General features: G+C 68.0%; 14 protein-coding genes. 7 read left to right on the forward strand and 7 right to left on the reverse strand.

From position 1 onward, the window contains the following. Positions 1-60: 60 nt before the first annotated feature. From AC5P8C_RS18680 to AC5P8C_RS18690, 3 genes are all read right to left on the reverse strand, one after another. Positions 61-609 carry a hypothetical protein gene (locus tag AC5P8C_RS18680; protein WP_233653145.1) on the reverse strand — a complete coding sequence of 183 codons (549 nt, stop codon included), beginning with the start codon at positions 607-609 and terminating at the stop codon, positions 61-63. Between the two features lie 55 nt (positions 610-664). After that, the gene (locus tag AC5P8C_RS18685; protein WP_019659397.1) at positions 665-973 is read right to left on the reverse strand and encodes a DUF3861 family protein; all 309 of its coding nucleotides are present in this window, start codon (positions 971-973) and stop codon (positions 665-667) included. Between the two features lie 283 nt (positions 974-1,256). Continuing rightward, positions 1,257-1,655 (reverse strand): HU family DNA-binding protein, encoded by a 399-nt coding sequence (locus tag AC5P8C_RS18690; protein WP_005408442.1) that lies wholly within the window; start codon positions 1,653-1,655, stop codon positions 1,257-1,259. Between the two features lie 372 nt (positions 1,656-2,027). Here AC5P8C_RS18690 and AC5P8C_RS18695 point away from each other — a divergent pair, with 372 nt between their 5' ends. After that, positions 2,028-2,459, forward strand: coding sequence for an OsmC family protein (locus AC5P8C_RS18695; protein WP_019659396.1), 432 nt, complete (start codon positions 2,028-2,030; stop codon positions 2,457-2,459). A gap of 99 nt (positions 2,460-2,558) precedes the next feature. Here AC5P8C_RS18695 and AC5P8C_RS18700 read toward each other — a convergent pair whose 3' ends face one another. Further along, positions 2,559-3,437, reverse strand: a complete 879-nt coding sequence (locus AC5P8C_RS18700) for a PhzF family phenazine biosynthesis protein (protein ID WP_019659395.1) — start codon at positions 3,435-3,437, stop codon at positions 2,559-2,561. A 113-nt stretch (positions 3,438-3,550) separates the two neighbouring features. Further along, on the reverse strand, positions 3,551-4,426 hold the full coding sequence (locus AC5P8C_RS18705; protein WP_495219223.1) for a PhzF family phenazine biosynthesis protein: 876 nt from the start codon (positions 4,424-4,426) through the stop codon (positions 3,551-3,553). A 75-nt stretch (positions 4,427-4,501) separates the two neighbouring features. Between AC5P8C_RS18705 and AC5P8C_RS18710 the strand changes: the two genes are divergently transcribed. From AC5P8C_RS18710 to AC5P8C_RS18725, 4 genes are all read left to right on the forward strand, one after another. Continuing rightward, positions 4,502-7,096: a bifunctional aspartate kinase/diaminopimelate decarboxylase gene (locus AC5P8C_RS18710; RefSeq protein ID WP_021203041.1), complete on the forward strand. Its 2,595-nt coding sequence runs from the start codon at positions 4,502-4,504 to the stop codon at positions 7,094-7,096. 76 nt (positions 7,097-7,172) lie between these two features. Then, positions 7,173-8,525, forward strand: a complete 1,353-nt coding sequence (gene murL / locus AC5P8C_RS18715) for a UDP-N-acetyl-alpha-D-muramoyl-L-alanyl-L-glutamate epimerase (protein WP_019659392.1) — start codon at positions 7,173-7,175, stop codon at positions 8,523-8,525. Continuing rightward, positions 8,506-9,915, forward strand: coding sequence for a UDP-N-acetylmuramoyl-L-alanine--D-glutamate ligase (gene murD / locus AC5P8C_RS18720; RefSeq protein WP_019659391.1), 1,410 nt, complete (start codon positions 8,506-8,508; stop codon positions 9,913-9,915). Before murL ends, murD begins: the two co-directional genes overlap by 20 nt. A gap of 95 nt (positions 9,916-10,010) precedes the next feature. Next, complete coding sequence (locus AC5P8C_RS18725) at positions 10,011-10,544, forward strand: hypothetical protein (protein WP_019659390.1); 534 nt, start codon at positions 10,011-10,013, stop codon at positions 10,542-10,544. A gap of 60 nt (positions 10,545-10,604) precedes the next feature. Here the strand turns inward: AC5P8C_RS18725 and AC5P8C_RS18730 are convergent, their stop codons facing one another. Then, positions 10,605-11,198, reverse strand: coding sequence for an SMI1/KNR4 family protein (locus tag AC5P8C_RS18730; protein ID WP_495219225.1), 594 nt, complete (start codon positions 11,196-11,198; stop codon positions 10,605-10,607). A 133-nt stretch (positions 11,199-11,331) separates the two neighbouring features. Here AC5P8C_RS18730 and AC5P8C_RS18735 point away from each other — a divergent pair, with 133 nt between their 5' ends. Then, complete coding sequence (locus AC5P8C_RS18735) at positions 11,332-12,123, forward strand: dienelactone hydrolase family protein (protein WP_495219226.1); 792 nt, start codon at positions 11,332-11,334, stop codon at positions 12,121-12,123. A gap of 253 nt (positions 12,124-12,376) precedes the next feature. Here the strand turns inward: AC5P8C_RS18735 and AC5P8C_RS18740 are convergent, their stop codons facing one another. Beyond that, entirely contained in the window at positions 12,377-13,375 is a 999-nt protein-coding gene (locus AC5P8C_RS18740; RefSeq protein WP_019659387.1) for a polyprenyl synthetase family protein, read from the reverse strand. Between the two features lie 214 nt (positions 13,376-13,589). On the opposite strand from AC5P8C_RS18740, the gene AC5P8C_RS18745 reads away from it, so the two are divergent. After that, positions 13,590-15,203 carry an alpha-glucosidase family protein gene (locus tag AC5P8C_RS18745; RefSeq protein WP_495219227.1) on the forward strand — a complete coding sequence of 538 codons (1,614 nt, stop codon included), beginning with the start codon at positions 13,590-13,592 and terminating at the stop codon, positions 15,201-15,203. Positions 15,204-15,285: the final 82 nt, after the last annotated feature.

Below are 15,285 nucleotides of genomic sequence, written 5' to 3' on the forward strand. Positions count from 1 at the left end.
ATGGATGGTTCAAAGAGTAGCCTTGCCGGCTGAATCGCGCGTGCATGCCGCCGCAACGGTTCAGTCCAGCGATGGCCGCAGTTGTGCCGACTGGATCTGCCAGGCGCTGCCGTCGGCGCTGGGTTGCACCCGGTACCAGCCGCCGAAGCGGAAGGTGCCCTCAGGAGTCACCGCGCGGATCCGCACCGGAACCTCCAGCAGCTGCGGCGGCTGGTGGCCGTCGCGCGCGATCGGCAGCTCGCTGGTCAGGCGCAGGCTGCGTACGTCCGTCAGCTGGCGCAATGCGGCATCGTCAGCGCGCCGGGCATCGCTGGGCGGGAAAGTCCACGCGGCGTCGGCGGCGTTGCGATCGCGATTGAGCAGGGCCATGACATACGCGTTGAGCATGGCCGCGGGCAGCTCGGCGTCGGCCGCGACGGCGGCAAACAGGGGATCGACATCGATGGCCCGCGCAGCCGCTGCATCGCTTGCTGCGGCGGTCTGTGGCTTCGTGCTGGCAGTCGTCCTGGCCGCTACCGGCGGTGCGGCATCCGCTGCGTCGGATTGCGATGGCGGCCTGGAGCAGGCCAGCAGCACCAGTGGTGTGATCAGTATCAGGACCCTGCGCATGCCAGCCTCCTCCCCGAGGCGAACGGAAGGAGGCAGTGTATCGGCTGTGCGGCGATCAGCGGGAGGAGGGCAGCTGTTCCAGTGCATCCAGCGCCGGTAGCACCTGCGCGGCGATGGCGGCCAGGGCATGGCCTTCTGTTTCGGCGTGGCGCTGCACGATGTCGCGCAGCAGCTGGGTGGCGATCACCAGGGTCGCGCGCTCGTCGCCGCTGACGCCAGCGGTGCGCGGCGCCGCTTCCAGCAGGCGCATGAGGTCTCGGCTGGCGCGATGTTCCAGTTCGATGGTGCAGCGCCCGGTGCACTGCAACCCGTCCTTTTCGATGGGGGTCACCGAGATCCGGTAGCGGGTGGAGGGGCTGGCCATGGGGGTGCTCGCCGTAGCTGTGGAGGATGTGCTCACCATAGGCAAGGCCACGGCCGGCTGCGACGGCTGGCGCCGCACGCAGTGTTCCACCCGGTACGTTCCGGGGCCTGCACAGGGCGCGCCCTGCCAGTGACGGCGGGCCTGAGCGGTCGTTTCCCGATATGCGGCAACGCTGTGTTGCGGATGGCCCCGGGGCGGCGCATCCACGCATGGCGCGGGAAGCGCGCAAAAAAAAACGGGACGGCCAGAGCCGTCCCGTTGCAATCCGCGTTGGGGCGCGCGCTTACAGCGCGGCGTCCTTCAGCTTCTTCAGCGGACGCACCTTCAGCTTGGTGGTGGCCGGCTTGGCAGCGAACCACTGCTCTTCCTTGGTGAACGGGTTGATGCCCTTGCGCTTCGGCTTGGCCGGCACATTGACGGTGGTGATCTTCAGCAGGCCCGGCAGGGTGAACGAGCCAGCGCCCTTCTTGTGCACCGAGGAGGCGACGGCGCTTTCCAGCGAGGCCAGCACAGCGCGGACGTCCTTGGCGACGACGCCGGAGGCTTCAGCGATGTGTGCAACCAGGCCGGACTTGGTCAGCACTTCCTTGATCGGCTTCGGAGCGGCCGGCTTGGCGGCTGCCTTCGTCGCGACTTTCTTCACTGCCTTCTTCGGGGCAGCCTTCTTAGCGGTCTTTGCCATGGTTTCCTGTTCCGTGAACGGTTGGTTGTTTGGTCGGCGCCGAACCCCGTCGGCAAGCGCAATGTAGGGCAACTCTTGGGCGCCGCCAATAGCCCGAAGCGCGGAAAGTGCATGTTTTTTCATATCCAGGCCGATTCAGTACATGGCCGGCGGTGGGGGCTGGGGGCGTGTCAGCGTGCTCGAAGCCCGCCGCCTGCCCATTGGTGCACTGCGCGAAACCACTGAAAACAAGAGGAAAATGCGTTGCGCGCTGGCGAGGAAGTGTCCATCTTCCGGGGTCGGGGGCGACGTGGGGCGTGCGGCGGAGCGACGCAGGGCTAACGCGTGGCATGCGAGGGTGGCCGTTCATCACCGCCACGCAGGAGCAGCACAATGGGAATCTCGCGACACGCCACCGCGCACTGGGAAGGCGATCTGAAGTCGGGCAAGGGGCAGCTGAGCACGCCGCAGAGTGGACTGCTGGACAAGACCCGCTACGGCTTCAACAGCCGCTTCGGCGACGAAAAGGGCACCAATCCGGAAGAGCTGATTGCCGCCGCACATGCCGGCTGTTTCACCATGGCGCTGTCGGCCAAGCTCGGCGAGGCTGGCTTTACCCCGACCTCGCTGGACACCGAAGCCAAGGTCGACCTGTCGATGGAAGGCGGCCCGCAGCTGTCGCAGATCCGGCTGAAGGTAAAGGCGGTGGTGCCTGGCATCGACGCGACGCAGTTCCGCGCCATTGCCGATGACGCCAAGCAGAACTGCCCGGTGTCCAAGGCGCTCAGTGCGGTGCCGATCAGCCTGGAAGCCGAACTGGGCTGAGCCGACGCATCTGTAGAGCCGAGCCCATGCTCGGCTTCTGCAGCTCCCGTGATCTGGCCGGAGAGCAGCCGAGCGCGGGCTCGGCTCTACAGTGTCCCTTTACCAGTCGATGGTGCCGGTGATGACGGTCTGCACCTGGCCGCCTGACCATACCTCGCCATCCTCATCGACCAGCAGGGTCAGGCGCGCGTCATGGCCGACTTCGCGGCCCTGGCTGACTTCGAACGGCGTCCGCCCACGCGGCAGCGCGTCGCGCAGGTCCAGCCATGCGGCAAGCACCGCATTGGCCGCACCCGAGGCGGCGTCCTCGAAGCGGCGACCGTTGCCGACGAAGGCACGCACGGCCAGATCGAATCCCTCACCGCCATCGCTGAAGGCATAGGCGAACACGCCCATGCTGTCGGTGGACTCGGCCAGTGCGGCCACCGCATCCCAGTCGGGTTGCAGGGCGCGCAACGCGGCTTCATCGGCCACCTGCACCACCCACCAGCTACGCCCGCCCTGCATGCGCGCCGGCGGCAACGAACCCAGCGGCCAGCCCCTCAGTGCAGCCTGCAGGCGTGGATCGCAGGCCTCGGCAGTTTCGGCCAGCTGCGCGCGCGGGGTGCGGATGGCGATGCGCTGTTGCGTACCCTCACCGCTGACGCGCAGCGGCAGCGCGCCGGCAATGCCGTCCTGCACCAGCACACCGTCAACCGCTCCGGCCAGGCCCACCTGCAGCACCGCATGCGCGGTGCCGACGCTGGGGTGGCCGGCGAACGGCACTTCCTTCTGCGGGCTGAACATGCGCAGCCGGTAGCTGGCACCGGCTGCCTGGGGCGGGAACACGAAGGTGGTCTCGGGCAGACGCGTCCAGCGCGCGATCGCCTGCATGCTGGCGTCGTCCAGGCCCTCGGCATCGAGCACCACGGCCAGCGGATTGCCAGCGCCGGCGCGCGGGGAGAACACATCCAGCTGCAGGAAACGGCGGGTGGTCATAGGGGCGAAACTCCAGGATCGGTTGGCGCGCAGCTTAACGCGCGGTTGTAGAGCCGAGCCCATGCTCGGCTGTGTCGGGGTGTGAGAAGAAGCAGCCGAGCGTGGGCTCGGCTCTACGGCCAACGGATCTGGCCGTCGATGACCGGCTGCACCTGGCCGCCGATCCACACCGTGCCCTGCGCGTCGACCTGCACCTGCACGCGGCCATCGCGGCCCACTTCGCGGCCCTGGCTGGCCACGTAGCGGCCCTCGCGGCCGGGCAGGGCATTCCGCTGCCGCAGCCAGGCGCCTATCAGCGCATTGGCACTGCCGGTCACCGGGTCTTCGGGCACGGCGGGCGCATCAGCGGGGCAGAAGGCACGCACCACGCGGGTGTGGTCGGAGCTGGCCTCGTCGGCGAAGACGGCCAGGCCTGTAGCGTCGGTGGCGAGACTCCAGGCGGCCAGCGCGGCCATGTCCGGTGCCAGCCCGCGTACGGCGGCGGCGTCGCGTAGCGGCAACAGCCACCAGCGCGCGCCGTTGTCCCAGAGTTCGGGCACGTGCCCGTTGGCGGCGAGGGCCAGCAGTGTTTCGGGTGCTCCGTCCGCGGCCGTGTCCAGTTGCCGTGCCGGCGGGCTGGCCAGCTGGATCTCCAGTGCCTCGGCCGGGCCGCTCACCCGTACTGGCAGCAACCCTGCCACGCATTGCTGCAGCAGGGCGCCGTCGCGAGGCTGGGCCAAGCCGCAGCTCACCGCCGCCCAGGCCGCGCCGACGCTGGGGTGGCCGGCAAACGCCAGCTCGCGGGTCGGAGTGAAGATGCGGATGTGGTAATCGGCGCCGGGCGCGGTGGGGCGCAGGAAGAACACCGTCTCGGAGAGGTTCAGCCAGGTAGCCAGGGCCTGCATCTGGCTGCTGGAGAGCCCGTCGGCGTCCAGGATGGCGCCCAGCGGGTTGCCGGTGCCGGGGCGGGCGGCGAAGACATCGAGCTGCAGGTAACGGAGGACGGCCATCTACGGGGATATTGCGCTTAGAATCAAAGGTTCCGCCCTCGAGGGCGGCTTCCCCACATTTTACATAGCCAATCCATGTCAGCTTCCCCCCTTGTCGATCGTTGGATCGTACTGAAGTTCGGCGGCACTTCGGTGTCGCGTCGTCACCGCTGGGACACGATCGGGAAGCTGGCGAAAAAACGCGCGGAAGAGACCGGCTCGCGCGTGCTGGTGGTGGTATCGGCGCTGTCCGGGGTCACCAACGAACTGACCGCGATTGCCGACGGCGCGCCCGATAGCCGGGACCGCGTGGCAGCGCTGGTCGAACGCCATGAAGGCTTCCTGGCCGAACTCGGCCTGGGTCGCGAGGTGCTGGCCGAACGGCTGGCCGCGCTGCAGGGCCTGCTCGACGATGCGCGTGCAGCCACCCGTCCGCTCGACTGGCAGGCCGAAGTGCTGGGCCAGGGCGAGCTGCTGTCCTCCACCCTGGGCGCGGCCTACCTGCGCGCCTCGGGCCTGGACATGGGCTGGATGGATGCTCGCCAGTGGCTGGACGCGATGCCGCCGCAGCCGAACCAGAGCGACTGGTCGCAGCGGCTGTCGGTGAACTGCCAGTGGCGCGCAGACGCGGAGTGGGTGCAGCGCTTCCGCGCGCAGCCGACCCGCCTGCTGATCACCCAGGGCTTCATTTCGCGGCATGCCGATGGCGGTACCGCCATCCTCGGCCGTGGTGGCTCGGATACCTCGGCGGCGTACTTCGGTGCGCTGCTCGGCGCCAGCCGGGTGGAGATCTGGACCGATGTGCCGGGCATGTTCAGTGCCAACCCGAAGGATGTGCCGGACGCGCGCCTGCTGACCCGCCTGGACTATTACGAAGCGCAGGAAATCGCCACCACCGGCGCCAAGGTGCTTCACCCGCGCTCGATCAAGCCGTGCCGCGATGCCGGCGTGCCGATGGCCATCCTCGATACCGAGCGCCCGGAACTGCCGGGCACCAGCATCGATGGCAGCGCCGCACCGGTGCCGGGGGTGAAGGCGATCAGCCGCCGCAACGGCATCGTGCTGGTGTCGATGGAAGGCATCGGCATGTGGCAGCAGGTCGGCTTCCTGGCCGATGTGTTCAACCTGTTCAAGAAGCACGGCCTGTCGGTGGACCTGATCGGTTCGGCCGAGACCAACGTCACCGTGTCGCTGGACCCGTCCGAGAACCTGGTCAACACCGATGTGCTGGCCGCGCTGTCGGCCGACCTGTCGCAGATCTGCAAGGTGAAGGTGATCGTGCCGTGCGCGGCGATCACCCTGGTGGGCCGTGGCATGCGCTCGCTGCTGCACAAGCTGTCGGACGTGTGGGCCACCTTCGGCCGCGAGCGCGTGCATATGATCTCGCAGTCGTCCAACGACCTGAACCTGACCTTCGTCATCGACGAGGCCGATGCCGATGGCCTGCTGCCGATCCTGCACGCCGAGCTGATCGACAGCGGCGCGATGCCGGTGGAAGAGACCGAAGTGTTCGGCCCGCGCTGGCGCGAGATTGCCGGCACCGTGCGCCCGCGCGGCACGCCGTGGTGGCGCGGCCAGCGTGCGCACCTGCTGCAGCTGGCCGATGCCGGTACGCCACGCTACGTCTACCACCTGCCGACGGTGCGCGCCCGCGCCCGTGCACTGGCCGCAATCAAGCCGATCGACCAGCGCTACTATGCGATCAAGGCCAACAGCCACCCGGCCATCCTGCAGCTGCTGGAAGCCGAAGGCTTCGGCCTGGAGTGCGTGTCGCACGGCGAGCTGAAGCATGTGTTCCAGCACCTGCCGGAACTGTCGCCCAGGCGCGTGCTGTTCACCCCCAGCTTCTGCCCGCGCAGCGAGTACGAGGCGGCGTTCGCGCTGGGCGTGACCGTGACCGTCGACAACGTGGAAGCGCTGCAGCGCTGGCCGGACCTGTTCCGCAACCGCGAGCTGTGGCTGCGCGTCGATCTGGGCCGGGGCGAGGGCCACCACGCCAAGGTCCGTACCGGTGGCAAGGAGTCCAAGTTCGGCCTGCCGATCGCCCGCGTCGACGAGTTCGTGCGAGCGGCCACCGAACTGGGCAGCCGCGTGGTGGGCCTGCATGCGCACCTGGGCAGCGGCGTGGAAACCGCGCAGCACTGGCGCCTGATGTGCGATGAGCTGGCCGGTTTCGCCCGCCGCATCGGCAGCGTGCAGACCATTGATATCGGTGGCGGCCTGCCAATTCCGTACAGCGACGAAGACGAACCCTTCGACCTGGACGCCTGGGCCGAGGGCCTGGCCGAGGTCAAGGCGCTGCACCCGGCATTCCGCCTGGCGATCGAGCCGGGCCGCTACCTGGTGGCCGAATCGGGCGTGCTGCTGACCCATGCCACCCAGGTGGTGGAAAAGGACGGCGTGCGCCGTGTCGGCCTGGACGCCGGCATGAACGCACTGATGCGCCCGGCGCTGTACGACGCCTGGCATGACATCGAGAACCTCAGCCGCCAGGGCGGTTATGCCGAAGCGGCGTTCGATGTGGTCGGCCCGATCTGCGAATCCAGCGATGTGTTCGGCAAGCGCCGCAAGCTGCCGGTGTCCACCGCGCCGGACGACGTGATGCTGATCGCAGATGCCGGTGCCTACGGCTATGTGATGGCCAACACCTACAACCAGCGGATGCTGCCGCGCGAAGACGTGATCGAATGACCACCGCGCGCGCCCTGCACCCGCCCACCGACACGCCCCACGCCCTCGCGCGGGCCCGTGCCTGACCGGATACACCATGACTGCTTTCGACAAACACCAGGTTTCCCGCTTCCGCTTCGTCCGCTGCGACTTCGCAGCGGATACCGGCGTGGCCCGGCTGGTCTACGCCTTCGACGACGGCCCGGAGATGGTGGAAACCATCACCGTGCCCGGTGCTCCGTTCGTGTTGGACGAGGCGCGCGCCGCCGCCGTGCAGCGCGCGCTGCAGCTGCTGCACCTGATCGCCGGCGTCAGCTACTACAAGGCCGGCGTACCGGATACGGTCAGCATCGACAGCTACAGCATCGATGCCGATACCGCCGCGCTGGTGGAAACCATTTACCTCAACGGCCTGGGCGAATTCGCCTACCGCAACGGTCTGAACCTGCGCGGCCGCTTCCGGTTGCCGGTGCAGGGCGAGGCCGTGCAGGCGCCGGCGCTGGGTCTGCGGCCGCACGCGCTGGTGGCCATCGGCGGCGGCAAGGATTCGCTGGTGAGCATCGAAGCGCTGCGCCGTGCCGGCGTGGACGAGACCGTGACCTGGATCGGTGGCTCGCAGCTGATCCGTGCGTGCGCTGAGCGCACCGGCCTGCCGACATTGAACCTGGGCCGCACGCTGGCGCCGGAACTGTTCGAGTTGAACCGCCAAGGCGCCTGGAACGGCCATATCCCGGTGACGGTGGTGAACTCGGCAATCATGGTGCTGGCCGCGTTGCTGCACGGCGTGGACCAGGTCGTGTTCTCCAACGAGCGTTCGGCCAGCTACGGCAGCCAGATTCCGGGCACCGGCGAAGTGAATCACCAGTGGTCCAAGGGCTGGGCCTGCGAGCAGGCGTTCGGCAGCCATGTGCGGAAGTACGTGGCGGCGGACCTGCAGTACTACTCGCTGCTGCGCCCGATGTCCGAGCTGGCGGTGGCCCGCCAGTTCGCCAAGACCGATTTCTACGACGCGCACTTCTCCAGCTGCAACCGCAATTTCCACATCCTCGGCGAGCGCCCGGTGAACCGCTGGTGCGGCGTCTGCCCGAAGTGCCATTTCGTCTTCCTGGCGCTGGCCCCGTTCATGCCCAAGACGCGCCTGGTGCGCATCTTTGGCCGCAACCTGCTGGACGATGCCGAACAGGCCGGTGGCTTCGACGCGCTGCTGGAATTCCAGGACCACAAGCCGTTCGAGTGCGTGGGCGAAGGCCGCGAATCGCGTGCGGCGATGGCGACCTTGGCGCAGCGCCCGGAATGGAAGGAAGACCTGTTGGTGAAGCGCTTCTGCAACGAGATCCAGCCGCAGCTGGATGCCGCCGAACTGGAACTGGCACCGCTGCTGCAGCTGCAGGGCGAGCACCGCGTTCCGGCTGCGCTGTGGGAACGGGTGCGTGAAGATTTCGAAGCTTGAAGGAAAGCGCGTCGCGCTGTGGGGCTGGGGCCGTGAGGGCCGCGCCGCGTTTGCGGTGCTGCGTGAGCGCCTGCCAACGCTTGGCCTGAGCCTGTTCTGCCCGGCCGCTGAAGCCGAAGCCGCGCGTGCGGAAACGCAGGGCGCACTGCAGGTACTTGGCGAACCCTCGGCCGAAGCGCTGGCCGCGTTCGATGTGGTGATCAAGTCGCCCGGCATCAGCCCTTACCAGCCGATCGCGCTGGCGGCGGCAGAGCAGGGCACCACCTTCATCGGCGGCACCGCGCTGTGGTTTGCGGAGCACGCGGCTGACGATGGCATCGTGCACGACACCGTGTGCGTGACCGGCACCAAGGGCAAGAGCACCACCACCGCGCTGGTCGCGCACCTGCTGCGGGCCGCCGGGCATCGCACCGGACTGGTCGGCAACATCGGCCTGCCGCTGCTTGAAGTGCTGGATCCGCAGCCCGCGCCCGAGTACTGGGCGGTGGAACTGTCCAGCTACCAGACCGGTGAGGTGGCGCGCAGTGGCGCCCGCCCGCAGGTGGCCGTGGTGCTGAACCTGTTCCCGGAACACCTGGACTGGCACGGCAGCGAACAGCGTTACATCGAGGACAAGCTGCGGCTGGTGACTGAAGCCGCACCGCGCATCGTCGTGCTCAATGCCGCAGATCCGCACCTGGCGGCACTGTCGCTGCCCGAGAGTGAGGTGGTCTGGTTCAACCAGCCGCAGGGCTGGCACATGCGGGGCGACATCGTGCATCACGGTGAGCAGGCCGTGTTCGATACCCGCAACACGCCGCTGCCGGGCCGTCACAACCGCGGCAACCTGTGCGCGGTGCTGGCCGCGCTGGAGGCACTGGGCCTGGACGCGGTGGCGCTGGCACCGGCGGTGCAGGATTTCCGCCCGCTGCCGAACCGCCTGCAGCGCATCGGCGTGGCCGATGGCCTGACCTACGTCAACGATTCGATCAGCACCACGCCCCACGCCAGCCTGGCCGCGCTGGAGTGCTTCGCCGGGCAGCGCATCGCGCTGCTGGTGGGCGGGCACGACCGTGGCCTGGACTGGACCGATTTCATGCAGCACATGGCCCACGACGTGCCACCGGTGGAGATCGTGACCATGGGCAGCAACGGCCCGCGCATCCATGCCATGCTGCAGCCGCTGGCCGATGCCGGTCGCTTCGGCCTGCACGCGGCGGGCGATCTTGCGGAGGCGATGGCGCTGGCACGTACCGCGCTGGGCGAGCAGGGCGGGGTCGTGCTGCTGTCACCGGGCGCGCCGAGCTTCGGGGCCTACCGCGACTACGTGGCCCGTGGCCGTCATTTCGCCGAACTGGCCGGGTTCGATCCGGACAGCATCAGCGCGATTCCGGGGTTGGGCATCGCCTGATCCGCCGGATCGGGGTCGAATCCCTTTCCGCAGGAAAGGGCTCTGACCCCGGCGAGTTACCATCGGCGCATCCCCGGACGGACCCGGATACCCGCATGTGCACCTTCGTCACACTGTTCCTGCCCACCTCGTTTGCGCACGTGAAAGCCGCCACGATCATGGAGCGCAGCGGCCGACGCCTGTTCGTACAGGATTCTCCCAGTCTGCAGGCGGCCGTCGGGCCCGGCTGGCAGCCGTGGCTGAGCGCAGCGCACTGCGATTGTGGCACCGCGCTGGCCTCGGCGCAGGCGGAGCCGGAATGGCAGGGCGATGCCGAGCGCTGGCGGAAGAAGGGCTGGAGCGAAGCCAAGATCGCCCGCGCGCTGGCCGCGCAGTTGGCGCGGCATGAACAGGATCAGCAGGCACGCCGCGATGAAGCGCTGGACGATGCCGGCCAGTGGTTGCAGCGTATCGACGCGCTGTTGCGGGCCGGAGCCGCGCGCATCGGCCTGCTGGTGCGCGACTACGACGGTTCGGTGGGTGCCCGGCAGCCGAAGCCGCCGGAACGCCACTGGCCGCGGAATCAGCTGGCCGCAGCGGACCTGCTGGCGCTCATGCCGGGCACGTTGCATTGGATCGAGCGCGGGTGAACCCGCCATCCACGCATGGAGTGGATCTACTGTAGAGCCGAGCCCATGCTCGGCTGGATTTCAGTCCTCATGCAGGATGAACGCGTAATCGCGATCAATCAGTTGCTGCAGGTACGCATCGAAGCTGGGTGCGATGACCGTGTAGCTATCCGGGTCATGCAGGTAGCGCACCACCTGGCCGACGGTGCCGCCTGGCGCGGGATCGAAATCCAGGTACAGCATCGAGGTGCCGCCGTTGTTCATGCAGTGCGAGAAACACAGCCGGCGGCTCATCGGCAGATCCGCGTCGATGCCCTCGCCGAGAATCTCCGGTTCGTCATCCAGCCACTCTTCGTAGATGGAACGGATGCTGTCGTCCCACCGCTGCTGGTCCTCGAAGATCTGGGCGACCGATCGCAGGTAGTACGGGTAGCCACCGTCCTCCACGTCCGAGCCCAGCATCAGTACGCAGACCTTGCCGCCGGGGTACTCCCGGTAGTGCGTGCCATCCACGCGCGATAGGAGTTCCACCAGGCTGTCCGGCACCTGCGGCCACTGCACACGCAGGCGCTGCAGGTCTTCAGCGCTGGCGCCCTGCACGTGGACCCACTGCGGGGCATCCTCGGCAGGCAAACGCGGGATCAGGCCAGACAGAAAGCGATCAACAAGAGTCATGCGAAAAAAGGGGACGGAGGGGATCAAGTCGTATCCAACCACACCTGCGTCACGCCGCCAATGCAGAATGCGACGCGGGAGGGGCGAATACGGCTTAATCCCCTCCGTCCCCTTTTTCTTGCGGAGCAGGCGCATGAATCGTTGGCGATGCGGTGTGGCGGTGATGCTGGGGCTGGCGGCGATGCCGGCGTGGGCGGCGATGAAGACGCAGCCGGTGGAGTGGAAACACCAGGGCACGACCTTCAGTGGTGTGCTGGTCTATGACGATGGGGACAACGACAAGCGCCCGGGCCTGGTGATGGTGCCGAACTGGAAGGGTGTGAACGAGTCGGCAGTCGAGAAGGCCAAGCAGCTGGCCGGCGATGACTACGTGGTGCTGGTGGCCGATGTCTATGGCAAGGAGGTGCGGCCGAGGACCGATGCGGAGGCGGGGCCGGTGGCCAGCAAGCTGCGCAACGACCGGCCGCTGCTGCGCGCGCGTGCACTGGAAGCGGTGAACGTGCTCAAGGCGCAGGCCGGCAAGGTACCGCTGGATGCCAGCCGGATCGGTGCGGTCGGTTTCTGTTTCGGTGGCACCACGGTGCTGGAGCTGGCTCGCGCCGGTGCGCCGCTGGCCGCTGTGGTCAGCCTGCACGGCGGGCTGGGTTCACCGCTGCCGGCGCAGGCCGGTGGCAGCCATCCGTCGGTGCTGGTGCTCAACGGCGCCGACGACAGGAGCGTGACCGCCGAGGACATCGCTGGCTTCCAGAAGGAAATGGACGCGGCCAAGGTCGATTGGGAGTTCACCAACTACAGCGGTGCGGTGCACTGCTTCGCCGAGCGCGACGCCAACAGCCCGCCGGGGTGCCAGTACAACGAGCGGGCGGCCAAGCGCGCGTGGAAGGCGCTGGATGAGTTCTTCGAGGAGCGCTTCGAGAAACGTTGATTCGTGCAGTGGTAGTGCCGGCCGCTGGCCGACAACCTCATGATGCTGCGGATGTCATCGGGAATGCCGGCCAGCGGCCGGCACTACCGATGCTTCAGTGCCGACCAACGGTCGGCACCTACCGATGCTTCAATGCCGGCCAGCGGCCGGCACTACCAGATGCGGTCAATGCGACCGTTTCAGTGCCGACCAACGGTCGGCACCCACCGGAATGCCGGTTTGGTAGGTGCCGACCGTTGGTCGGCACTACAGGTCAATGCGAGCGCTGCACCGCGTAGCGGGCCAGGCCACGCAGGGCGGCCACGGCATCGTTGTCGCCCAGGCCATCGAGCGCGCGCTCGGCGGCCTCAGCGTATTCCTCTGCACGCGCGCGGCTGTACTCCAGGCCGCCGGTGGCACGGATCGCGGCCAGCACTTCCGGCATCGCCGAGGCGTCGCCGTCCTGCACGATGGTGCGCAGGCGTTCGCGGGTAGCGTCGTCGGAGTGGGCCATCGCGTGGATCAGCGGCAGCGTGGCCTTGCCCTCGGCGAGGTCGTCGCCCAGGTTCTTGCCCAGCTCCTCGGCGTTGGCCGAGTAGTCCAGCACGTCGTCGGCAATCTGGAACGCGTAGCCCAGGTGCATGCCGTAGTCGAACAGGGCCTGTTGCTTGGCTTCGTCCACGCCGCTGGCCAGCGCGCCCAGGCGGGTGCCGGCGGCGAACAGCACCGCGGTCTTGCGCTCGATCACGCGGAGGTACGCGGCTTCGTCGGTATCGGGGTTGTGCACGTGCAGCAGCTGCAACACCTCACCCTCGGCGATGCGGTTGGTGGCATCGGCCAGGATCTGCATCACCGACATGCGCTCCAGCTCGACCATCAGCTGGAAGCTGCGCGAGTACAGGAAGTCGCCGACCAGCACGCTCGGCGCGTTGCCCCACAGCGCGTTGGCGGTGCTGCGGCCGCGGCGCAGGCTGGATTCGTCCACCACGTCATCGTGCAGCAGGGTGGAGGTGTGGATGAACTCGATGATCGCCGCCAGCTGGTGGTGTTCCGGGCCGGCCTGGCCCACCGCGTGGCCGGCCAGCATCACCAGCATCGGGCGCAGGCGTTTGCCGCCGGCGGAAATGATGTGGTCGGCGATCTGGTTGATCAGCACGACGTCCGAAGACAGCCGGCGCCGGATCAGGGCGTCGACGGCGGCCATGTCGGCCGCGGCAAGCGACTGGATCTGGGGCAGGCCCAGGGCGGGACGGGTGTCTTCGGTGATGGTCATGCGATCAGGCTTTCAGGCTCACCACCGATTATAGGCGCTGGCCGTGAATTCGGGCGCAAACCGGTCCGCGCGGCAATTCCAGCCCGGCCTGCGCGGCCCTCCGCGTGAATACGTATGCAGGTTGCGCCATGCCCGGGAGCCCGCCGCTAAGCTTGCCGGATCAGGATTTCGGCCCGCTGCCGGCGGGTCCCGCATGCCCGGAGGGGGGCTGTCGATGTCGCACTATCCATGGTGGCGCGGAGCCGTCATCTATCAGATCTACCCGCGCAGTTACCTCGATGCCAACGGCGATGGCGTGGGCGATCTGCCCGGCATCATCCAGCGCCTGGACCACATTGCCGCGCTGGGCGTGGATGCAATCTGGATCTCGCCGTTCTTCAAGTCGCCGATGGCCGACTTCGGCTACGACATCGCCGATTACCGCGACGTTGATCCGCTGTTCGGCAGCCTGGACGACTTCGACCGCCTGTTGGCCAAGGCCCACGGCCTGGGCCTGAAGGTGATGATCGACCAGGTGCTGAGCCACACCTCGATCGAGCATGCGTGGTTCCGCGAGAGCCGCCAGGACCGCAGCAATCCGAAGGCCGACTGGTACGTCTGGGCCGACCCGCGCGAGGATGGCACCCCGCCCAACAACTGGCTGTCGCTGTTCGGTGGCTGCGCTTGGCAGTGGGAGCCGCGCCGTGAGCAGTACTACCTGCACAACTTCCTGGTCGACCAGCCGGACCTGAACTTCCATCACCCGGATGTGCAGCAGGCCACACTGGACAATGTGCGCTTCTGGCTGGACCGCGGCGTGGATGGCTTCCGCCTGGATGCGATCAACTTCTGCTTCCACGACGCACAGCTGCGTGACAACCCGGCCAAGCCCGCCGACAAGCGGGTGGGGCGCGGCTTCAGCCCGGACAACCCGTACGCCTACCAGTACCACTACTACAACAACACGCAGCCGGAGAACCTGCCGTTCCTGGAGCGCCTGCGCGCGCTGCTGGACGAATACCCGGGGGCGGTCAGCCTGGGCGAGATCTCTTCGGAAGACTCGCTGGCCACCACGGCCGAGTACACCCGCGATGGCCGCCTGCACATGGGCTACAGCTTCGAGCTGCTGGTGGACGACTACAGCGCGGCCTACATCCGCGATACGGTCTCGCGGCTGGAAGCGGCGATGACCGAAGGCTGGCCGTGCTGGGCGGTGTCCAATCACGACGTGGAGCGTGCGGTCAGCCGCTGGGGCGGTCACCCGGCCGATCCGCGCCTGGCGCGGATGCTGGTGGCGATGCTGTGCTCGCTGCGCGGCTCGGTCTGCCTGTACCAGGGCGAGGAGCTGGGCCTGGCCGAGGCCGAGGTCCCGTTCGAGGCCCTGCAGGACCCGTATGGCATCACCTTCTGGCCGAATTTCAAGGGCCGTGACGGCTGCCGTACCCCGCTGCCATGGACCGATGCGCCGTTAGCGGGTTTCACCACCGGGCAGCCCTGGCTGCCGATCCCGGCCGAGCACCGCGCGGCGGCGGTGGCCGTGCAGGAACGCGACCCGCACTCGGTGCTGGCGGCGTTCCGGGCGTTCCTGGCCTGGCGCCATACCCAGCCGGCGCTTCTGCATGGCAGCATCAGATTCCTTGAAAGTGCCGAGCCTGTGCTGCTGTTCGAGCGTATGCTTGCAGATGAAACCCTCCTGCTGGCCTTCAACCTGTCGGCCGAGGCGGTGACCCATCCGCTGCCGCCGGGGAACTGGCAGCAGGTGGCGGTACCGGGCCCGGATGCGGGCACGGTGCAGGGTGATGAACTCCAGCTGCCGCCGCGCGCGGTGTATTGCGCCCGACGCAGCTGACCGTTTTCTCCGGTGGCGGTACTTGTGGGGACGGGGCCGAAGCGCCCCGTCCCTTTTTTGTGGGTGGGCCTTGCCGACCAAC

It is taken from the genome of Stenotrophomonas sp. YJH_SMC_46 (genome assembly GCF_059370315.1).